Genomic DNA, 19,980 nt, shown 5'->3' with positions numbered 1-19,980 from the left:
GCCGGTCGATGCCATACCAAGCCGTCGAAAACTGCTTTCCCGGCCATCAAAAAAGCCCCATTAACTCACCAACCAGGATTTCGCTTCCCCGTGCAAAGCCCTCACAAGGGGAGAAGGCAGAGCAGCGCCAATCCCCTAGATAAATTGCACCTGGACGATCTCGTAGCCCCTTGCGCCACCAGGTGCGTTGACCTCGATGGCGTCGCCGACTTCCTTGCCGATCAGGGCGCGGGCGATCGGCGAGGAGATCGAGATGCGGCCGGACTTCACGTCGGCTTCCTGGTCGCCGACGATCTGGTAGGTCTTTTTCTCCTCGGTATCCTCGTCGACCAGCACCACGGTGGCGCCGAACTTGACCTTGTCGCCGCTGAGCTTGGTGACGTCGATCACCTCGGCCCGCGCGATCAGGTCCTCGAGTTCGTTGACCCGGCCCTCATTGAGGCTCTGTGCCTCTTTTGCCGCGTGATATTCGGCATTTTCGGATAGGTCGCCATGCGAGCGCGCTTCGGAAATCGCCTCGATGATACGCGGCCGCTCCTGTTGCTGGCGCCAGCGCAGTTCTTCCTTCAATGACGCGAACCCCTCGCCTGTCATCGGGACCTTGTTCATAATGCCTGACCTTTCCTGCCGCCGCCCCCGCAATCGGGAGCGACCTTGTCGATGGTACAAAAAGAAAACGGTCCGGCAGCCTCGGGCTAACGGAACCGTCTCACCACAATTTCGCAAGATATAGCAATCTTCGCGGGTTTTTCACGTCCAAAAAGTCGGTTTTTGAAAAATCATCCACCGATTGCACGGCTGACCCCACGTCAAGCGGGGGTTTCCAAGATCGTATCGTGTACCGTGATGCCAAATCTCGGTTGTGGCCAACATGTGCAGCACAGCAAAAAACCGGCTGCGATCGCTCACAGCCGGTTATGAGGAGCGTTCAGGAGGATCAGCTCCTCATGAAATGATCGATCTGCTCCGACAGCATGCCATATTCGCGAGACCCCTTGCCCGTGCGCTTCTCGATCTCGCGGAGCTGTTCCTGGGCGCCGGCAAGATCGCCGATCTGCAGGTGCGCCTCGCCGAGATATTCGCGCACCAGCGTGTAGTTCGGGTCGATGCGCAGCGCTTCCTCGTAGTAGCCGAGGCCGACGGTGACGCGGCCGGAATGGCGGTGCGAATAGCCGAGATAGTTGAGGATGCGCGGATCCTGCTTGTTGGCGGCGAGGCTGAGCACGGCGATCGCCTCGTCGTAGCGTCCATCCATCGCCAGCGCGCGACCGGCATCGTAGATGCTGTCGTCGTCCAGCATCCCTTGCTTCGGGGAGACGCATTTCTTCTGTTTCTTGTCCCACGCCTCCCCCTTCTTGCACTGGCTCTGGCCGCCGCCGCCGCCATTGCCGCCGCCGCCGCCACCACCTCCTCCGCCTTCACCAGCCGAAAACGCCGGCGCTACAAACAGCGGCAGGGCGGCGATGGCCATGACCTGAATCAGCAGTCGTCTGCGCATTACACTCTCCTTTGAACCTGACAATGCAACACTAACGCCGGGCCAAAGCCGTTTCGTCCCGGAAAATGTCATCCTATCTCAAAACCGCGATCTCTCCCAGCAAGGCCATCTTATCCCGGGAAGAGAGGGCATCGGAAATCATGCTTCACGATCAACGCCGCCGCGCAAGATAATGTGACGAGCGCTGCAAATCCGCTATCATCGGGCCGACCGAGCACGAAGCAGGGAGACGGCCGGTGCAGCAACGCGTTGAACGAGACTGGGAGCTTTCGATCGGTCCCGACACCGTCCGCCTGTTCATCCTGAAGGCGAAGGCGCTCAGCGCCGCCGTCAACGAAGACTATGCCGACGGCGCCGAGCACGAGGTAGAGCTCGACGGCAACGCGCACGACAACCACCATCATGACGGCCTTGCCGAGGAAAGCTCCGAAGATCTCACCGAAGAAGAACTGCGCGAGCTGATCGACGATCTCAATGTCGACGAAGCGGCCGAACTGATTGCGTTGGCCTGGGTCGGCCGCGGCGACTATGACGCGACGGAATGGACGGACGCGCTGTCCGCCGCCCGCGAGCGCGCCAACAAGCGCACGGCAAAATATCTGCTCGGCATGCCGCTGCTGGCGGACTGGCTCGAGGAAGGCTTGGAAGCGATCGGCGCGTGACGGCGCGGTTACCGATTGTGATCGGCCGCCCCCCTCGCTCAAGGCAACTTCCCTGCATTCTGGCCGTTGCGACGTAATGGCGGCGTTTGGCTTTTTCAGATTGGGCAGATTGCTGCTGGCCGTTGCGGCTACGCCGCTGGCGGGACCCGTTTTAGCCAAGGCACCCGATCTACCGCAAACCGCACCGGTTCCGCAGTTCAACCGGCAAATCACTCCGCCGCCACCAACCGAGATCCCGGTCCCCGAACCGCGCCCGGAGGATGCTCCGGAGCCGCCGGCGATTGCACCGCAGCCGCCCGAAAAGCCGGCACGGGCTGAGCCGCCGGCAACCCCACCAGGCGCGCCACCAAACCCGGCCGAGGCAGACGAGAAGGCGGAGAAAAAAATCCTTCCTGATCCTCGATCGGCCGCCATTGCCGGGAAAGAAATGCCGGCCGAAGAATTGGCCTGCCGCAGGCGGCTGAAGTCGATGGGCGTCGATTTCGTGGAGCGCAAGCCCGAGCGCGATACGGCGGTCGGTTGCTCGATCCCCTACCCGATCGTGCTGAGGACGCTCGGCAAATCCATCGCCATCGGCCCGGAGCCCGAGCTGAATTGCCAGATGGCGGAAGCGGCCGCACGCTTTGCTGCTTCAGTCATCCAGCCTGCCGCAAAGGCCGAGTTCGGCGCGGATATTAAATCGATCGGCCAGGCCTCCGCCTTTGTCTGCCGGTCGCGCAATGGCGGCGGCAAATTGTCGGAGCACGCCTTCGGCAACGCGCTCGATATCGCCAGCTTCAAGCTTTCGGACGGGAAGGAGATCGATGTCGGCCCGGCGCCGCCGGAAAAGGACGCGAAATTCCTGAACGCAGTGCGCAAGGCAGCCTGCGGACCGTTCAAGACCGTGCTTGGCCCCGGCAGCGACGCCGATCATTCGCAGCATCTCCACTTCGACCTCGAACCGCGCCGCAACGGCGGCACGTTTTGCCAATGACGCCGGCCGCCGGTAATGGGGCGCCGCAATTTGGCCGCAGGCGTGAACGGCGCCGCTGATTTTTCCTTTACTCTTCAGGTTTAGAGTCTGTGCCATCTGGGGACAGGAACCCTTCCGATGGCCGGGCTATTTCGCGCTGCGCTTGCCGCTGCGCGGCACACAGGATGCGCGCGCATAGCCGGCAGGCTTGCCGCCATGCTTGCCATTGCGGGGCTCTCCGCCTGCAATACCGGCAGCGTGCTGTCGCTGCAGCCGGCCGTCGATGTCGGCAGCCAGACCGCTGCCGTCCCGCCCAATTCCGGCGCGCCCAATTCAGACCCACAAAGTTCCGGCCCGGAATATTCCGGCATGCAGCGCCTCGTCCCGTCCAACCCCTATATGACCGCCGCCTATCCGCGCATGGACAACCCGATGTCGCCGGCCGAACAGATGCCGGCCACCGAGATCGATTGCCGAAAGGAGCTGAAACGCCTCGGCGTCGTCTACACCGACGTTGCGCCGATCCATGAAGGCCAGTGCGGGATCGACTATCCGGTCAAGGTCTCGGCCATCGGCAGCGTCGAGATGAAGCCGGCCGCGACGCTGACCTGCGACATGGCCGCCACCTTTGCCGGCTGGACCAGGAACGAACTCGTGCCGTCGGCCCGCTGGCGCTATTTCTCAGGCGTCAAGACCATCCACCAGGGCTCGAGCTATTCCTGCCGCAGGATTGCCGGCGAAGGTGTTTTGTCGGAACACGGCAAGGGCAATGCGCTCGACGTGATGAGCATCGAACTCAACAATGGCGACGATATCGACGTCCGCAAGCCCGGCCTGTTCGCCTTCCGCACCCGCGGCTTCCTCAACAATGTCCGCGCCGACGGCTGCCAGTATTTCACCACCGTGCTCGGCCCCGGCTACAATTACGATCACCGCAACCATTTCCATTTCGACATCAAGAACCGCAAGAACGGCTATCGCGCCTGCCGCTGATTGCAGCCCCTGCCCAAGACTTGCTGCGCCGGTTAAGATGGTGCGCAGACGCTTGGGTGGTGCCTCTTGAGCCAACGAAGCCTGCGACGACGTGCAACGACCTGGCTGGTGGCATGCTGTGCCGCCTATCTTTCGCTCGCCTATTTCGCCGCGCCTGAGTTCTGGACGTTGCGGGACCGCAATTTTCGCAATCAGCAATTCGAGATGGTGACGCACACGCCGCAAGGCATTCCGGGCGATCCGATCAATGTCGGCCTTGTCGGCACCAAGAAGGAGCTTGTCCATGCTTTTGCCGTCGCCGGCTGGGATACGGCAGACGCGGTCTCGCTGAAGACGGCGATCGAGATCGGCGAAAGCGTGCTGTTTAACCGCCCCTATCCCGACGCGCCGGTCAGCCGGCTTTTGTTCGAAGGCCGCGCCCAGGACCTCGCCTTCGAAAAACCGGTCGGCGACAGTGCCGACCGGCGCCACCACGTCCGCTTCTGGCAGACCGATGCGACCGGAGACGACGGCCGGCCGCTCTGGCTCGGCTCGGCAAGCTTTGACCGCGGCGTCGGCCTCAGCCATGACACCGGCGCGATCACTCATCACATCGGCCCCGACATCGACGCCGAGCGCGACGGGCTGATGCGCGACCTCTCCGCCGCCGGCATGCTGATCTCGACCAGCGAGATACCAGGCGTCGGCGCCACAAAGACCGGGCGCAACGGCGAAGGCGATCCCTATTTCACCGACGGCAAGGCCATCGTCGGGGTCCTGCTGCAACTGCCGTAGGCGCGCAATCGGCCTTCCCGTCTGACAGCCATTTCGTCCCGACGGGCTCAGGGCACGGTGATCACGATCTTGCCGAACGGTCCTGTCTCCAGACGCTCAAATGCCTGCGGCACCTCGTCGAAGCCAAACACCTTGTCGATCACCGGCTTGATGGGGAGCGTCTCGATCGCCTGGTTCATTCGCTCGAAAGCGCGGCGGTGGCCGATCGATATGCCTTGTACGACGATCCGGTTGCGCAGGAACGGAATGATCGGGAAACTGAGCTCCATGCTGCCGAGAAGGCCGATGAGCGACAGCCTGCCGTCGGCGCCCAGCGCATTGAGCGAGCGCCGCGCATTGTCGCCGCCGACCATTTCCAGCACATGGCTGACGCCGGCGCCGTTTGTCAGGTCGCGCGCGGCCTCGTCCCACGCCGGCCGGCTGCGATAGTTTATCCCTTGCCAGGCGCCGAGCGCCTTCGCCCGTTCGAGCTTCTCGTCGCTGCTCGAGGTGACGATGGCGCGCAGGCCGAAGGCGGCGGCGAACTGCAGCGCAAACAGCGACACGCCGCCGGTGCCTTGGATGAGAACGGTTTCGCCCGGGATCGGCTTGGCCCCCTCGACCAGCGCGAACCACGCCGTCAGCGCCGCAATCGGCAGCGTCGATGCCTCGACGTCGCTGAGCGACGGCGGCGCCGCCACGGCGGCATCCTCATGAAAAAGCACATGCTCGGACAGCATGCCGGGCAGTGACGAACCAAGCGTATGCTTGTGCAGCACCGGCGGGGCGTCGCCGTCCGGCCAGTCGGCGATCACCTGGCCGAGCACGCGCTGCCCGATGCCGAAGCGGCTGACTTCGCTGCCGGTGGCGACTACTTCGCCTACCGCGTCCGATGTCGGCACGAACGGAAAGCTGAGGTCCGGTATCAGCACGCCATCGACGATCATCCTGTCCTTGTAATTCAGCGATACCGCTGTGACGCGTACCAGAAGATTATGCGGCCCGGGTTGGGGCAGCTTTCCATCAGCCGGCTTCAACCTGGCCAGGCCGAAACCGTTCATCTGCCAGGATCTGTTTTCGGTGCTCATTTGGTTCGCGCTCCGTGGTTGATGATTGCGCGAGACATTTACGCCGTTTCACTATGGAGAAAAGTGCTTCCATGTGGCATGTTCTGCAACAGATTAAGGAGCAAAACTCTACAATAGGAGCGCTTCATTGGAATCGGCCAATTTGCAAGGCATCGTCGCATTCGTTCACGCGGTGGAGGCCGGCAGCTTCACCGGCGCTGGCGCACGGCTGCATGTCACCAAATCGGCGGTCGGCAAGTCGATCGCGCAGCTGGAACAGCGATTGGGCGTCCGCCTGCTCAACCGCACCACCCGCAGCCTCAGCCCGACCAGCGAGGGCCTGAGCTATTACGAAGCCTGCGTCAGGGCACTGGCCGAGATCGAAGCCGCCCGGTCTCTGTTGGCTTCCCGCAAGCAGGTGCCTTCCGGGCGGCTGCGCGTCGACCTGCCTTTGGCCTTCGGCCGGCGGTGCGTCGCCCCGCTGCTGTTCGACATTTCCAAAAAATTCCCGGACCTGACGATGGAAATCTCGTTCAACGACCGGCGCGTCGACCTGATCGAGGAAGGCATCGACCTGGCGGTGCGTATGGGCGACCTCGACGACAGCTTGTCGATCGCCGCGCGCCGCATCTATGCCCAACGTTCGGCCATCTGCGCCGCCCCCGCCTATCTCGACGCCCACGGCAGGCCGCTATCGATCGAGGACCTGGCCAGGCACAGCCTCATCGGCTACGGCCGCGACGGCACGGTCCATCCCTGGACCGTCAGGCATGTCGACGGCCGTCTCGAAAAATTCGCGCCCAAGGCGCGGCTGGTGCTCGGCCACGGCGAACCGATGCTCGATGCGGTACTGGCCGGCTGCGGCATCGTCTATCTGCCGACATGGCTGACGGCCGACAGCATCAGGCGCGGCGAGCTCGAAATGGTTCTGTCGGATTGTCTTGTCGAAAACACCGTGGTGCATGCCATCTGGCCGGTAACACGCAATCTCGCGCCAAAGGTGCGCGTCGTCGTCGACGCCCTGATCGAGCATTTTTCCGCGCCGCCCTGGGATGCGGCATGGGTGCCGCCTGATTGCCCGGCTCGCTAAATTTAAAAAGACGCGACCGTCCTATTTTCGAAAACCGCGCGGCAATGCTATGGACCCGGCATGCTTTATGCTGAAATTGCCATCGTGGTCGTCCTCATCTGCGTGAACGGCCTTCTGTCGATGTCCGAACTCGCCATCGTCTCGTCGCGGCCGGCGCGCCTCAAGACGATGATCGACCGCAACGTCAAGGGCGCCGGCCGGGCCCTGGCGCTCGGCGCCAATCCGGGAAAATTCCTGTCCTCGGTGCAGATCGGCATCACTTTGGTCGGCGTCTTGTCCGGTGCCTTTTCCGGCGCCACGCTCGGCGAGCGGCTGGCCACCTCCCTGGCGTCGGCCGGCATCCGCGAAAGCCTCGCCGATCCGCTCGGCGTCGGCATCGTCGTCGCCCTCATCACCTATGGCTCGCTGATCATCGGCGAACTGGTGCCCAAGCAGATCGCATTGCGCGACCCCGAACGGGTAGCCGTCAGGGTCGCCCCGGCAATGACCATCCTCGCCAGCGTCTCGGCGCCGCTGGTCTTCCTGCTCGATTTTTCCGGCCGCGCCCTCCTGTGGCTGCTTGGCCAGCGCGGTCAGAGCGAGGATAAGGTCACCGACGAGGAGATCAAGATGCTGGTCGCCGAAGCCGAGCACCACGGCACCATCGAATCCGACGAACGGCGGATGATCGCCGGCGTCATGCGGCTCGGCGACCGTGCCGTGCGCGCGGTGATGACGCCGCGCACCGAGGTCGACTGGATCAATCTGCAATCCGACGAGGCGGCCATCAGGAAGCTGCTGATGGACACCCAGCATTCGCGCCTGCCGGCCGGCGACGGCGGCGTCGACGCCATGATCGGCGTCGTCCAGACCCGCGACGTGCTGGCCGCAATGCTCGGCGGCCGCGCTCTCGACCCGCGCCGGCACGTGCGGGCCGCGCCGATCGTGCATGACCAGGCCGACGCGCTGGACGTGCTTGCGACGCTGAAGGAATCCGACGTGCCGATGGCGCTGGTGCATGACGAATACGGCCATTTCGAAGGCATCGTCACCCCGGCCGACATTCTGGAAGCGATCACCGGCGTCTTCCGTTCGGATCTCGACGCCGGCGAAGAGGAAAACGCCGTCAAGCGCGAGGACGGCTCATGGCTGCTCGCCGGCTACATGCAGGCCGACGAGATGGCAGAGGTCCTCGGCATCGACCTGCCTGAGAGCCGCGATTACGAAACCGTCGCCGGCTATGTGCTGTCGCATTTGCACCATCTGCCGGCGACCGGCGAATGTGTCGACGCGCAAGGCTGGCGCTTCGAGGTCGTCGACCTCGACGGCCGCCGCATCGACAAGCTCATCGCCACCCGCCTGCCCGGCCGCCACCGCGAGGTCGTGCGGTAACGATCGACGCGACTTATGGGCTATATGCTCGCGGCGACGCCGCTCGCACAGTCAAAGTTGATTGGGAATACCGCCTATGGTCGACCACCTTTTCGCCGACCCATATCTCGCTGCTGTCTACGACGCCTGGCACCCGAGATCTGCGCGCGACGACTATGATTTCTACCTGCCCCGCATTCTAACAGCAGACGCGGTGCTTGATGTCGGATGTGGAACGGGCACCCTCCTTCACGAGGCACGCCTGGCCGGACATTCAGGGCGGCTCTGCGGCATCGACCCAGCACCCGGCGTGTTGAATCGCGCACGAACGCGCGCGGATATCGAATGGGTTCTCGGCGATCTCCAATCGGCCGGCTGGACAGCCGAGTTTGATCTCATTGTGATGACGGGGCACGCATTCCAGGCCCTTGTCAGCGACGAAGACCTGAGGGATTTCATGGCGGCTGTCCGACACGCCCTTGTGCCAGGCGGATGCTTCGCGTTCGAAACGCGGAACCCTTCGGTGCGGGCGTGGGAGCACTGGACACCCGAAAATGCGGTCGTCGTTGAGCTGCCTGACGGGTCGCTGGTGCAGATCACAACAGAGGTGATCATGCGGTTCGATGGACAGACGGTGACATTCACCCACAGGTTCGGCGGAAAGCATCCGAGCCTTCCGCAAGTTAGTCGCAGCACCTTGCGATTCCTCGAGACGGACGCCTTATCGAGCCTGCTGGGGAACGCGGGGCTACGGATCGAACAGCAATTCGGCGGCTTTGACGGCAGCCCACTTGGCCCTTCGAGCCCAGAGATCATCACGTTCGCGACGAGATGAAAAGGAGCATCCGCTCTCCAGCCCTGCAAGCAACGACAACTCGCGGACCCATTGCGGACGTGGAGCCGTATTTCGCGGGGACTGCCGCCGACCGTAGGTCAGAGCCAAGCTTGGCAATCGCAGAACTCAGCGATCAATCGATTGCCTCGATACCTTGTGCCTTCAGCCGTTCGAGATGGTCCTTCATCTCTTTCAGCCGCTCGGGGGAGTGGCCCTGCCACTCGGTGACCTCGCCCGTGATCCTGAGCGGCTCGCGGCAGCGATAGGACTGCGTCGGATTGCCGGGAAATTTCTTGTCCGTAAGATTGGGGTCGTCCATGACCGGGCCGGTTGGTTCCACGATGTAGATCCTTTCGCGTCCGTCACCGGCGGCCAGTTCTGCACCCCAGATAGCCGCATCCAGAGTGCCGGTTAGATAGACCCAGGCTGCCTGCTTTCGCGCCCCGTAATTGGAGCTGTAACCGGCTTCGATCAGGTCTCCCGGCTTAAGATCGGCCCGGGTGCCGTGGTAGAATTGGCGCGGCTTGTCGGAGGCTGTCATCGGCTCATCCTCGCTGTCTCAGGCGTCATGGTGTCGTGGCGCGCACTATTTCATGCACGTCATCGAATCAACCGTCTGGCCGTTCGGTTATCGGACGTCCGCCCATTCCGGTCATCCCGCCCAAAGCACGCTTTCGGTCGGCTGCCGGTGCGGGTATTATTGGCGCTCTGCATCTTACCGAGGTGGAAAAATGGATCTGCAAGCCTTCAGGGATTCGATTGCGAAACCACAGCCGCCAGCCGGCTTGAGCCCTGCCCTGCAGGCGCTGTGGTGGGATGCAAAGGGCGATTGGGCTAAGGCGCACGAGTGCGCGCAGCAGCGCGACGATACGGCGGGCATGCACGTGCATGCCTATCTCCACCGCAAGGAAGGCGACCAGTCGAATGCGGAATATTGGTATCGCCGCAGCAAGGCGGCGCCGTCGACCTTAACGCTTGACGAGGAATGGCAAGAGTTGGCACGTACACTTTTGCAGCAAAGCTGACGCTTGCTCAGTCATTGTAAAATAGCCGGTCCTGCATCCACTCTCCGGGGTTTCAGCTGGCGCCCTGTGGCTTGTCCCTGCGGTTCCATTCCGCATTGCGCGCCTGCGCCTCTTCGGCGATCAGCTTGAACTCCCGCATCTTCGCAGCTTCGATGGCGAATGCGCGGCTTGGCAGGACGCCAGGGTCCTCCTGACTGTTCTGAAACTGAAAACGGGCCTCCAGTTCGGCCCATATTCGCTCGGGTGCCGTATCCTTGCTGGCAAGCAGCGCAACGACCAGCGCCAGAGTCTCGCGCTGGGCGTTCAGCCGCCCTTCGATCTCTTCATTCGGCAATTCGGACATGCGGGTCGCTTCCAGTTTCTGGCTCAACGGCAAAATCGCACCCTTGTTCCGGAACTCGGGGCTGGCGCGGTCCGGCTGGGCAGCAGATGCTCGCAATCGCAATCGAGATGATCTCTCCTCCTCGATCCTGTTGACTCGGGCCGATGGCACTTCTCGCGCCGCTTGCGTCCAGCCTCTTCGAATGCAGCATGCGGACAAATCTTGAGAGCCTGAAGCGAATTCTCGAGACCGCAGCAGGTGATGCTTTGTTGCAGACTGACCCGCAGCCGACGCTCGGCGGTCTGCCCCGCAACGATCAAAGCCTGTCATCGAGAACGACCATAGGCTGCTGCGAGCACCGGAACAGCTGAGAAGCCTTGGCGTTGTTGGCATCTGGGATCTCGAGCGGACGCTATGAAACCTTCTGATTTTTAAGCCGTTATCGCCGGATGCCCGAGGCTAAATTTAAGCTGAAATCGGTTGACGGCGCCCAATCGCGCGATGCCGAGAAGTCGCGCCGCGAGAAACAGTCGACTGTCGAAGTCGCGTCCGAGGTCGTCGGCGAGCCCGCGCCGCCGCCGGATGTCACCGAACCCGATCCTGAGCTGACACCTGAAGAGGCCGAGCGGGCGCGCAAGAGATACCTGCTTAAGCGCTTCTGGATCAGCGCGCGCGGTTACTGGAGCGGCAGTGGCGACAGGGTCGCCTGGCCGTTGACGATCGGGCTGTTGGTCCTGATCGTCGCCAATGTCGGCTTCCAGTATGGGATCAATGTCTGGAATCGCGCAATTTTCGACGCCATTGAGCAACGCAATGCCCACACCGTATATTGGCTGAGCGCCGTATTCCTGCCACTCGTGATCGGAAGCGCCAGCCTTGTGGTGGCACAAGTCTTCTTTCGCATGAGGATACAGCGCCGCTGGCGGTCCTGGCTCACCACCGCGGTCATCGCGCGCTGGCTCGCAAGCGGCCGCTACTATCAGCTGAACCTCGTCGGCGGCGATCATAGCAACCCCGAAGCCCGCATCGCCGAGGATTTGCGGATTGCCACCGAATCGCCCGTCGATTTCATCGCCGGTGTCATCGTCGCATTTCTGTCGGCCTCGACCTTCATCGTGGTGCTGTGGACGATCGGCGGCGCCCTGACCCTGACGATTGCAGGTTCGACGGTCACCATTCCCGGCTTCCTGGTCATCACCGCAGTGCTCTATTCCGCGATCACGTCCACTTCGATGGCGGTCATTGGCCGCCATTTCGTCCACCTCTCCGAGGGAAAAAATCAGGCGGAAGCCGAGTTCCGCTACACGCTGACGCGCGTGCGGGAAAACGGCGAGAGCATCGCATTGCTCGGCGGCGAGGAGGAGGAGCGCAGCGGCATGGACAAGACATTTGCCCATGTGCTCAGGCAATGGGCGCTCCTTGCAGGCCAGCACATGCGCACGGCGCTGGTGTCTCAGGGGTCGAGCCTGTTTGCGCCTGTCGTGCCGGTCTTGCTTTGCGCTCCAAAGTTCCTCGAAGGCAGCATGACACTTGGACAGGTCATGCAGGCTGCCTCGGCCTTTGCCATCGTGCAGGGCGCGTTCGGATGGCTGGTCGACAACTATCCCCGTCTCGCCGATTGGAACGCCTGTGCACGGCGCATCGCCTCGCTGATGATGTCGCTCGACGGGCTCGAGCGCGCGGAACAGAGCAACACGCTGGGACGCATAAAGCGCGGCGAGACCGGCGGCGATGCGATGCTCAGCCTGAACAATCTCTCCGTGTCGCTCGACGACGGCACCGCCGTGGTCAAGGAAACCGAGGTCGTGATCGAACCAGGCGAGCGGGTGCTCGTCGCCGGCGAATCCGGCTCGGGCAAGAGTACGTTGGTGCGGGCCGTCGCGGGTCTGTGGCCATGGGGTAGCGGCAGCGTCAACATCCGCGCCGACAGACGGTTGTTCATGTTGCCGCAACGGCCCTACATCCCGACCGGGACGCTTCGCCGCGCTGTCGCCTATCCAGGCGCCGCCGACAACTGGACGCTGGATAAGATCAAGGCTGCCCTCGACAAGGTGGGACTCGACTACCTCAACGACCGGATCGAGGAGGACGCGCCATGGGACCAGACCTTGTCGGGTGGCGAAAAGCAGCGCCTCGCCTTCGCGCGTCTTCTGCTGCACCGCCCCGATATCATCGTGCTGGACGAGGCAACGTCGGCACTCGACGAGAAGAGCCAGGACAAGATGATGGAGATGATTATTCGCGAATTGCCGAAGGTCACCATCATAAGCGTAGCGCACCGCGCCGAGCTGGAGGCCTTCCACAGCCGCAAGATCACATTGGAGCGGCACAAGGGCGGCGCAAAACTTGTCAGCGATATCGAACTCGTCCCGCGCAAGGACAGACGGAACTTGCTCATGCGCCTTCTGAGGCAACGGCGCGCCAACGGAAAGCCAGCGCGACCTTGAGCAAAGCGGCGCTGCCCTACGCAAAGAGTGAGGCCGCCGGTCGGAGCAGGCGGACCATCGCCGATTCGAGTCACTGCCCGCATCTGGTCCTGAAAGCACCAGCCGTGGTACCTTGATTCCGGGCAGCTGCTGCTGCCGGAACGTCGATGGCACGAGCGCATTTCCATGTCCGGTGCAACGCCGAGGCCAGCTGTGAAAAACCCGGGTTGATTTCAAAAGCCCCGATTGATTTCGAAAGCAAAGGGACCAGCAATGACAATCGCCAAGAACACGATCTGCCTTTGGTACGACAAGGACGCCGAGGCTGCGGCCCGCTTCTATTCCGAGATTTTTCCCGACAGTTCGGTGAAATCCGTCCACCGCGCTCCCAGCGACTACCCGTCCGGCAAGGCAGGCGACGTGCTGACGGTCGAGTTCACGGTCGCCGGCATCCCCTGTCTCGGCCTCAATGGCGGGCCCGCGTTTAAACACAACGAAGCCTTCTCCTTCCAGATCGCCACCGACGATCAGCAGGAGACCGACCGCTATTGGAACGCCATCGTCGGCAATGGCGGCCAGGAAAGTGCCTGCGGCTGGTGCAAGGACAAATGGGGCATCTCCTGGCAAATCACGCCGCGCGTGCTGACCGAAGCGATGGCCGCCGGCGGCGATGAAGCAAAGCGCGCATTCGAGGCGATGATGGAGATGAAGAAAATCGACGTTGCAGCGATCGAGGCGGCGCGGCGCGGCTGACAGTTCGGGGGTGGCCCGACGCGAAAAGATCAGGGCAGAGCGGCCGGAAATGCTGCCGGCCCATCATCTCCAGGCAGGCGTGCGATGGTGCTGAACTGCGCTGCGTTTTACGACGCCGAACTGCGACGGCACAACGAGGTCTTCAGGGCTGCGGTCAAGGTGGGAACGCGCGATCGCGTGCTCGATATCGGATGCGGTTCGGGACAATCCTCTCGTGATGCTGCCCGTGTCGCGGTGGAAGGCAGCGTGCTCGGCGTGGACGTATCGGCCGAGATGCTCGAGATCGCCCGGAAGTGTAGCGCGAAAGAGGGATTGCGAAACGTCGCCTTTGAGCGCGGCGATGCGCAATTGCTGGTATTTCCGCCTGCCGGCTTCGATCTGTGCATTAGTCGATTTGGAGTGATGTTCTTTGCCGATCCGGCGGCGGCGTTCGCCAATATCGCCCGGGCGATGCGACCAGGGGCACGTCTTGTGTGGATGGTATGGCGATGCCAGGACCGTAACGAGTGGGCAACTGCCATTCAGCGGGCAATTGCGCCGGGGACCGCCATATCGGGGGGCGCCGCCACCCCGTTTTCGCTTGGCGACCCCGCCATCACCGCGGAGATCTTGCGTGCATCCGGTTTTGTTTCGGTCGACTTTGCCGAAGTGCATGAGCCGGTCTTCTACGGCCAGGACGTCGATGTGGCCTATGACGCTTTGCTTGGCCTGCAACTGGTCAAGGATCCGCTCGCCCGCGCAGATGTGGATGTCGACGCGCCGCTGCGGCGGTTGCGCGATCTGCTCGACGCGCATTTGACCGCGGACGGTGTGCTTTTCGACTCGCGTGCCTGGATCGTCACCGCGTTTCGGGCGAGCCGATGGTGACTGCGCGATGTAGACGATCCTGTTCTCTCGGCCTTCCCGTCAGTCCATTTGCGGCGCGACTTCTGAGAGCAGCCAATCCCGAAAAGCCTTGACTTTGCGCTGACGGATCGCCTCTGGCGGGTAGACGAAATAGAAGCTGGAGGGGGATTTCAGGGCGTGGCCGAAGGGGCGGACGAGCCGCCCGGCGGCAAGGTCGGCCGCAACGAGCATGGTCCGGCCGAGCACCACCCCCTCGCCTTGTGCGGCCGACTCCATGGCAAAGGTGGCAGAGTCAAAGGTAATCCCGCTCTGCGGGTCAACGCCCTCGACCCCGGCGCTTGCTAGCCAGGTCGCCCAGTCGATCGGAAAGCTGTCACGGATCAGCGTGTGGTGTTTGAGGTCCTGAGGCGTGCGGAGCGGATGTGCACCCTCAAGAAGCTTTGGGCTGCACACTGGAAACACCTCCTCGCCGGTGAGGAACTCCGACGTTAGCCCCGGATAGTTTCCGTTGCCATAACGGACGGCAACATCGATGCCGTCGCCGAGGAAGTTGGTCAGCTTCCCGCTTGTCGAAACCCGCACATCGAGGTCGCCATGCGCACGGTGAAAGCGATAGAGGCGCGGCACCAGCCATCTCCCCGCAAAGCCATCGGAGGTGCTGACGTTCAATGTCGAGCTCGAATAGCGGGCTGTTGCTGCAGCGGTGGCGGTGGCCAACTGGGCGAGCGCCTCGCGCACCGCCCGCGCATAGGGTTCGCCGACGGCTGTCAGGCTCACCGAACGCGTACCGCGCTCGAACAGCTGCACACCGAGCTGATCCTCAAGATTCTTGATCGCCCGGCTGATCGCACCGTGGGTGACATGAAGTTCCTCTGCCGCCTTGGAGAAACTCAACAGGCGCGCCGCGGCCTCGAAACTTGGCAAGGTGGTGAGGGGAGGCAGCTTCCGGGGCATGGATCGATACCTGTACGTGTGAGTGATGCTCACACATTGTCGCCGATAAGTCGTTTGTCGTCCAGGCCAGAAGCCGGCATGTTTGCTCGCGTAATCAGTCATTCACCGCCGCTGCAAAAGGCGAGTTTGATGTGACTGATACTCTCGCTGACGAAAGTCGCGGGGCAACTGCTGAAACCAAAACTGCCGCCACTCTGGGAGAGCACCATGAACGCCAAACGAGTTGAACCCATCGTCGACGTCCTGACCGGCATGGCCGGCCGCATCCTCGCCTCGAGCAGCCGGCGCCGGACCGGGCGGCAGATTGCACGCTTCTCGACCCGCCGGCTCGAAGACCTCGGATTTGCCCGCGACTGGGACGGCTCGGTCCATCGGCCGTCGGACTACCGCTAGCCTAAACGAAAGCAACAGCGGACAGGGTCTTCGCAAAAGATCGCTGTCGCAAGGAATTAACGGAGAACGGACATGGCCACCATCCACCCATTCCTCTGGTTCAACACCGATGCGGAGCAAGCCCGCGACTTCTATCTCTCGGTCTTCAAGAACAGCAAAGCGCTCCAGACCATCGAATACACCGACTGGGTGTCCGGAACCAACAAGACGGTCCCGCATGCCACCTTCGATTTCGAGCTCGAAGGACTGCACCTTACTGCGCTCAATGCCGGGCCGCAGCCGCCCTTCAACGAGCGGCTCTCGCTCTACATCGAGACCAGGGACCAGGCCGAGACCGACTACTACTATGAGGCGCTCACCGCCGGCGGCGGCAGGGCACAACCCTGCGGCTGGCTCACCGACAGATACGGCGTCTACTGGCAGGTCATCCCGGAAATCCTGCCGCGGCTCAGTGCCGATCCGGATCGCGAAAAGGCCAACCGCGTCCGGCAGGCGATGTATGGGATGCGCAAGATCATCATCGCCGAGCTCGAAGCCGCCTACGCCGGCAAGGCCTGACTCTCCCACCGCAATCGCAACGAACGGAGAACCCTCATGACATCGCTCGTGGACAGGAAAGTCATCGTCGTCGGCGGTAGTTCCGGCATCGGTCTCGGCGTCGCGGAAGCTGCTCTCAACGGCGGAGCGAAGGTCGTGATCGTCGGACGCTCGCCCGAGAAACTGCTGGCTGCCGAACGGACGCTCAATGCGGGCCGCGTGACAAGCGTGGTCGCCGACATGACCGACGAAGCGGACGTCGCTCGCCTGTTCGGCGAGGTCGGTCCCTTCGATCACCTCGTATCGACCGCCGGAACACTGCCGCCCGGCGATCCTATCGGCAGTACCGACATGGAGGCTGTGCGAGGCTTCGTCGATAACAAGCTGATTGGCGCCGTCTTGCTCTCCAAGCACGCTGTGCGCACCCTGAAAGCCGGCGGCTCGATGACCTTCACCTCGGGAATAAATAAGGATCGGCCGCCGGTGCCGGGAGGCTCGGTCGTCTCCGCGATTGCCGGTTCATTCAGCTACTTCGCCCGCGCCCTGGCGCTCGAACTGGCCCCGACGCGCGTCAATGTCGTGTCGCCCGGATGGGTCGACACACCGATGTGGGACATTGTTGGAGAAGCCAAATCCAGCTTCTTTGCCGACATGGCTGCCCGGTTGCCATCGAGAAAAATTCCGACCGCTGCGGACGTCGCCGCCGCCTACCTCTACCTCATGGAAAGCGACTTCACGACCGGCGAGACGATCCGCATCGATGGCGGCCATAACCTGATCTAGCCGCCATTTGCACGCCGCCTGAATGGGTTGAGCCGGCATGACCGCTAGTCCGGTGCACTGCTGCCGAAGGCGACGAACGCCGGCGGGTCATGCCGGCGTCGCTCAATCGGGGTTTACATCGGCGGCCAGGTCCCTAGTTTTAGCGTTTCGCGCTGCGCACCTAAGTGCGTGGATGATCGAGGACGGGACCGTGAGCTTTGGCCGGCCCCTCGAAACTTTCAAAGGATGGCTATCATGACACAGGCCAAGAATGGCGACACCGTGCGCATCAATTACAATGGACGCCTGGCAGACGGCACCCAATTCGATTCTTCCGGCAACGAACCGCTGCAATTCACGCTGGGTGAAGGACAAGTGATCCCTGGTCTTGAAACCCATGTCGAGGGCATGGAGGTGGGCGCGAAAAGCACCGTGACTGTTCCCGCCGAGGCCGCCTATGGCCCCCACCGCCCCGAAGCGGTCATGACCGTCGACCGCGCCCGCGTGCCAGACAACATCAACGTCGATATCGGCACTCGATTGCAGGTCAGAACCTCAGAAGGGCGCCCGATGCCGGTAACAGTCGTCGGCGTGGACGACACCAGCGTCAAGCTCGACGGCAATCATCCGTTGGCCGGACGGGATCTGGTGTTCGACGTTGAACTGGTCGAGATCGTTCAGGCGGCGTAGGACACGGCCAAGGCCGCGGTGGCTATGATTTCGGGTGACGCACTTCTGCTGGCGGTTTCGGCGGTGCGTCACCTGTCGGAGGGAAAGACCGCGACGGCGGAAATCGTGTTGCACCACCCATAGAGACATTCGGCATCTGGAATGTCCAATTCAGCGTCGCAGTCTCGAGGACCTGTGGAAGACCTCGCTTGACAGCCGACTTCTCGTGACAGCAAAGTCTCGTGATGCGGGCGATTGGTTGGAATAGAATTGCGCGTGTCGGGGCAATCGTGCTGATGATCGGCACAAATGTTCCTGCGCCGGCGCGTTCCGACTCGCTCCTTCTCACAAGCCCGTCCCAGCCAGCCAATGTCGGCGATGCAATGCTGGCGGCTGCCAATTATCATGATTCCGGCGACTATGACCGCGACCTGGCCACTGTGGCGAAGCAGGCAGGCGACTGGGTCATCAAGCGCGCAATGGAGGTGCCTCGCCCCGCACTGGTGCTCGATATCGACGAGACGGCTTTGGCCAACTGGGAAGTGATCACACGTGACAATTTCGGCCGCCCGATCGGCGGCGCCTGCGACATCGCAATCGATGGTCCCTGTGGCTGGGCCGCCTGGGATCAGCTTGCGAAGGATCCGGCCATCGACGCCGTGCTGGAGGTCTTCCGGCAGGCACGAGCGGCGAAAGTCGCGGTGTTCTTCATCACCGGACGTCCGGAGGACCAGCGTCAGGCAACCGAACAGAACCTGCAGTCGGCCGGCTATGCCGGCTACGAGCACCTTTACATGGTCCAGCCTGGGGCCAAATACGGCTCCGCCGCAGATTTCAAGGCACCCATAAGGGCCGAAATCGAAAAGGCCGGCTACACGATAATTGCCAATGTCGGTGATCAGCCATCCGACCTGTTCGGTGGGCATGCCGAGAAGCTGTTCCTGCTGCCTAATCCGTTCTACCGGGTTCGCTGACGGCCGGAACGGCACAAGCCCGGATCCTCGGCTCTTTGCCGAGCACCTACTAAGGTATCAAGACAACTTTGCCGGTCGCGCCGCGCTCCTCCAGCAGGCGATGTGCGTGGCTGGCCTGGTCGAGCGGGAAGCGGCCACCTTTGGTCACCACAAGCTGACCACCAGCGGCCAGATCGAAAAGCTCCAAAAGGCCGTCACGGAGCCCGTCCGTAGACAGCAACGGCAGCAGGGCAAAACCCTTCAGCGACTGGTTGCGGCCGATCATCGCCTCCATCTTCGGGGCGCCGAGCGCGTATCTGCCAAGTGCTGCAAACACCAACTCTCCGCGAGGTGCCAGAGCCTCCAGCGCAACCGCCGTCAGCGGGCCGCCGACAATGTCGTAGATGATGTCGACGCCAGCGCCACCTGTCGCTGCCCGGACGTGCACCGGCCAATCCGTGTTGCTGTAGTCGACGGCAGCATCGGCTCCCAGCGACAAAGTAAGGTCGAGCTTGGCCTTGCTGCCGGCTGCCGCGATGACACGGCTCGCGCCGGCGCGCTTGGGAAGCTGGACGAGCAACGAACCGACGCCGCCCGCGGCAGCGGCGACCAGCACCGATCTGCCGGCCGGCGGGCTTTGCCGCGATAAATACAATGCCGTCAGTCCTTGCACCATCAATGCCGTCGCGTTTTCGAACGAGAGCGAATCCGGCAAGGGCACGGCCAGGCTTGCGTCGATCGTCACACACTCGGCATAGCCGCCAAACGGGCGGCTCGAGGCTAACAACGGCGCGGCGACGCGCGTGCCGAGCAAGGAAGCGTCCACCCCCTGCCCAAGCGCCTCCACGATCCCGGCGGCCTCGACGCCAGGGATCATCGGCAGTTGCGGCGTCACCGCATAGCGATCCGCGCGCATCAGCACTTCGAAGAAATTCACCCCGGCCGCATGAACGCGGACCAAGACCTCGCCGGCTTGCGGCTCAGGCTTCGGCACCGTGACTATGTCGAGAACGTCGGGCCCGCCGAAGCGGCTCAGTTGAATGGCTCTCATCGCATGCACCGATCGCTGTTGGCATCGGCCGCTGTTTGCCACTATCTGCCTGGCTTCGACTACACACCGATTTGTCCGCTGCTGACCGG

At 62.8% G+C, this 19,980-nt stretch carries 23 protein-coding genes; 16 read left to right on the top strand and 7 right to left on the bottom strand.

Annotated elements, in window-relative coordinates:
* Positions 1 to 135: 135 nt before the first annotated feature.
* Positions 136 to 609, bottom strand: coding sequence for a transcription elongation factor GreA (gene greA / locus NKJ91_RS20210; RefSeq protein ID WP_023719113.1), 474 nt, complete (start codon positions 607 to 609; stop codon positions 136 to 138).
* A 328-nt stretch (positions 610 to 937) separates the two neighbouring features.
* Positions 938 to 1,498: a tetratricopeptide repeat protein gene (locus NKJ91_RS20205; RefSeq protein WP_352456972.1), complete on the bottom strand. Its 561-nt coding sequence runs from the start codon at positions 1,496 to 1,498 to the stop codon at positions 938 to 940.
* A gap of 236 nt (positions 1,499 to 1,734) precedes the next feature.
* Between NKJ91_RS20205 and NKJ91_RS20200 the strand changes: the two genes are divergently transcribed.
* The 4 genes from NKJ91_RS20200 (at position 1,735) to NKJ91_RS20185 (ending at position 4,879) form a co-directional block, all read left to right on the top strand.
* The gene (locus NKJ91_RS20200; protein WP_023678354.1) at positions 1,735 to 2,160 is read left to right on the top strand and encodes a DUF3775 domain-containing protein; all 426 of its coding nucleotides are present in this window, start codon (positions 1,735 to 1,737) and stop codon (positions 2,158 to 2,160) included.
* Positions 2,161 to 2,587: 427 nt separating this feature from the next.
* The gene (locus NKJ91_RS20195; protein ID WP_352456971.1) at positions 2,588 to 3,133 is read left to right on the top strand and encodes an extensin-like domain-containing protein; all 546 of its coding nucleotides are present in this window, start codon (positions 2,588 to 2,590) and stop codon (positions 3,131 to 3,133) included.
* 117 nt (positions 3,134 to 3,250) lie between these two features.
* Positions 3,251 to 4,105 carry an extensin-like domain-containing protein gene (locus tag NKJ91_RS20190; protein ID WP_352456970.1) on the top strand — a complete coding sequence of 285 codons (855 nt, stop codon included), beginning with the start codon at positions 3,251 to 3,253 and terminating at the stop codon, positions 4,103 to 4,105.
* Positions 4,106 to 4,171: 66 nt separating this feature from the next.
* Positions 4,172 to 4,879 carry an LssY C-terminal domain-containing protein gene (locus NKJ91_RS20185; RefSeq protein WP_352456969.1) on the top strand — a complete coding sequence of 236 codons (708 nt, stop codon included), beginning with the start codon at positions 4,172 to 4,174 and terminating at the stop codon, positions 4,877 to 4,879.
* Positions 4,880 to 4,926: 47 nt separating this feature from the next.
* Here the strand turns inward: NKJ91_RS20185 and NKJ91_RS20180 are convergent, their stop codons facing one another.
* Positions 4,927 to 5,946, bottom strand: a complete 1,020-nt coding sequence (locus tag NKJ91_RS20180; protein ID WP_352456968.1) for a zinc-dependent alcohol dehydrogenase family protein — start codon at positions 5,944 to 5,946, stop codon at positions 4,927 to 4,929.
* A 127-nt stretch (positions 5,947 to 6,073) separates the two neighbouring features.
* Here NKJ91_RS20180 and NKJ91_RS20175 point away from each other — a divergent pair, with 127 nt between their 5' ends.
* The 3 genes from NKJ91_RS20175 to NKJ91_RS20165 all read left to right on the top strand — a co-directional run bounded on the left by NKJ91_RS20175 (position 6,074) and on the right by NKJ91_RS20165 (position 9,200).
* Positions 6,074 to 7,015 carry a LysR family transcriptional regulator gene (locus NKJ91_RS20175; protein WP_352456967.1) on the top strand — a complete coding sequence of 314 codons (942 nt, stop codon included), beginning with the start codon at positions 6,074 to 6,076 and terminating at the stop codon, positions 7,013 to 7,015.
* 60 nt (positions 7,016 to 7,075) lie between these two features.
* Entirely contained in the window at positions 7,076 to 8,386 is a 1,311-nt protein-coding gene (locus NKJ91_RS20170; protein WP_352456966.1) for a hemolysin family protein, read from the top strand.
* Positions 8,387 to 8,462: 76 nt separating this feature from the next.
* Complete coding sequence (locus NKJ91_RS20165; protein WP_352456965.1) at positions 8,463 to 9,200, top strand: class I SAM-dependent DNA methyltransferase; 738 nt, start codon at positions 8,463 to 8,465, stop codon at positions 9,198 to 9,200.
* Positions 9,201 to 9,333: 133 nt separating this feature from the next.
* Here the strand turns inward: NKJ91_RS20165 and arr are convergent, their stop codons facing one another.
* Positions 9,334 to 9,741: an NAD(+)--rifampin ADP-ribosyltransferase gene (gene arr / locus NKJ91_RS20160; RefSeq protein ID WP_352456964.1), complete on the bottom strand. Its 408-nt coding sequence runs from the start codon at positions 9,739 to 9,741 to the stop codon at positions 9,334 to 9,336.
* A 190-nt stretch (positions 9,742 to 9,931) separates the two neighbouring features.
* Here arr and NKJ91_RS20155 point away from each other — a divergent pair, with 190 nt between their 5' ends.
* Positions 9,932 to 10,225, top strand: coding sequence for a hypothetical protein (locus tag NKJ91_RS20155; RefSeq protein ID WP_352456963.1), 294 nt, complete (start codon positions 9,932 to 9,934; stop codon positions 10,223 to 10,225).
* 52 nt (positions 10,226 to 10,277) lie between these two features.
* Here the strand turns inward: NKJ91_RS20155 and NKJ91_RS20150 are convergent, their stop codons facing one another.
* Positions 10,278 to 10,568, bottom strand: coding sequence for a hypothetical protein (locus NKJ91_RS20150; protein WP_352456962.1), 291 nt, complete (start codon positions 10,566 to 10,568; stop codon positions 10,278 to 10,280).
* A gap of 428 nt (positions 10,569 to 10,996) precedes the next feature.
* Here NKJ91_RS20150 and NKJ91_RS20145 point away from each other — a divergent pair, with 428 nt between their 5' ends.
* The 3 genes from NKJ91_RS20145 to NKJ91_RS20135 all read left to right on the top strand — a co-directional run bounded on the left by NKJ91_RS20145 (position 10,997) and on the right by NKJ91_RS20135 (position 14,593).
* Positions 10,997 to 12,994 carry an ABC transporter ATP-binding protein/permease gene (locus NKJ91_RS20145; RefSeq protein ID WP_352456961.1) on the top strand — a complete coding sequence of 666 codons (1,998 nt, stop codon included), beginning with the start codon at positions 10,997 to 10,999 and terminating at the stop codon, positions 12,992 to 12,994.
* A 258-nt stretch (positions 12,995 to 13,252) separates the two neighbouring features.
* Positions 13,253 to 13,726 (top strand): VOC family protein, encoded by a 474-nt coding sequence (locus NKJ91_RS20140; RefSeq protein ID WP_352450557.1) that lies wholly within the window; start codon positions 13,253 to 13,255, stop codon positions 13,724 to 13,726.
* 84 nt (positions 13,727 to 13,810) lie between these two features.
* On the top strand, positions 13,811 to 14,593 hold the full coding sequence (locus NKJ91_RS20135) for a class I SAM-dependent methyltransferase (RefSeq protein WP_352456960.1): 783 nt from the start codon (positions 13,811 to 13,813) through the stop codon (positions 14,591 to 14,593).
* Positions 14,594 to 14,632: 39 nt separating this feature from the next.
* Here the strand turns inward: NKJ91_RS20135 and gcvA are convergent, their stop codons facing one another.
* Positions 14,633 to 15,526 carry a transcriptional regulator GcvA gene (gcvA, locus tag NKJ91_RS20130; RefSeq protein ID WP_352456973.1) on the bottom strand — a complete coding sequence of 298 codons (894 nt, stop codon included), beginning with the start codon at positions 15,524 to 15,526 and terminating at the stop codon, positions 14,633 to 14,635.
* 207 nt (positions 15,527 to 15,733) lie between these two features.
* Between gcvA and NKJ91_RS20125 the strand changes: the two genes are divergently transcribed.
* The 5 genes from NKJ91_RS20125 (at position 15,734) to NKJ91_RS20105 (ending at position 18,861) form a co-directional block, all read left to right on the top strand.
* Positions 15,734 to 15,919, top strand: a complete 186-nt coding sequence (locus NKJ91_RS20125) for a DUF1127 domain-containing protein (RefSeq protein ID WP_352456959.1) — start codon at positions 15,734 to 15,736, stop codon at positions 15,917 to 15,919.
* Between the two features lie 72 nt (positions 15,920 to 15,991).
* Positions 15,992 to 16,477, top strand: coding sequence for a VOC family protein (locus tag NKJ91_RS20120; RefSeq protein WP_352456958.1), 486 nt, complete (start codon positions 15,992 to 15,994; stop codon positions 16,475 to 16,477).
* A 36-nt stretch (positions 16,478 to 16,513) separates the two neighbouring features.
* Positions 16,514 to 17,239, top strand: a complete 726-nt coding sequence (locus NKJ91_RS20115; RefSeq protein WP_352456957.1) for an SDR family oxidoreductase — start codon at positions 16,514 to 16,516, stop codon at positions 17,237 to 17,239.
* 234 nt (positions 17,240 to 17,473) lie between these two features.
* Complete coding sequence (locus NKJ91_RS20110) at positions 17,474 to 17,908, top strand: FKBP-type peptidyl-prolyl cis-trans isomerase (protein WP_352456956.1); 435 nt, start codon at positions 17,474 to 17,476, stop codon at positions 17,906 to 17,908.
* 275 nt (positions 17,909 to 18,183) lie between these two features.
* Entirely contained in the window at positions 18,184 to 18,861 is a 678-nt protein-coding gene (locus tag NKJ91_RS20105) for an HAD family acid phosphatase (RefSeq protein WP_352456955.1), read from the top strand.
* A gap of 49 nt (positions 18,862 to 18,910) precedes the next feature.
* Here NKJ91_RS20105 and NKJ91_RS20100 read toward each other — a convergent pair whose 3' ends face one another.
* The gene (locus NKJ91_RS20100) at positions 18,911 to 19,891 is read right to left on the bottom strand and encodes a quinone oxidoreductase family protein (RefSeq protein ID WP_352456954.1); all 981 of its coding nucleotides are present in this window, start codon (positions 19,889 to 19,891) and stop codon (positions 18,911 to 18,913) included.
* Positions 19,892 to 19,980: the final 89 nt, after the last annotated feature.

Origin of the sequence: Mesorhizobium sp. M0040 (assembly GCF_040323505.1) — a bacterium.
In the GTDB taxonomy this organism is placed as follows: Bacteria; Pseudomonadota; Alphaproteobacteria; order Rhizobiales; family Rhizobiaceae; genus Mesorhizobium.
This window is presented reverse-complemented; position numbering and strand designations above follow the sequence as displayed.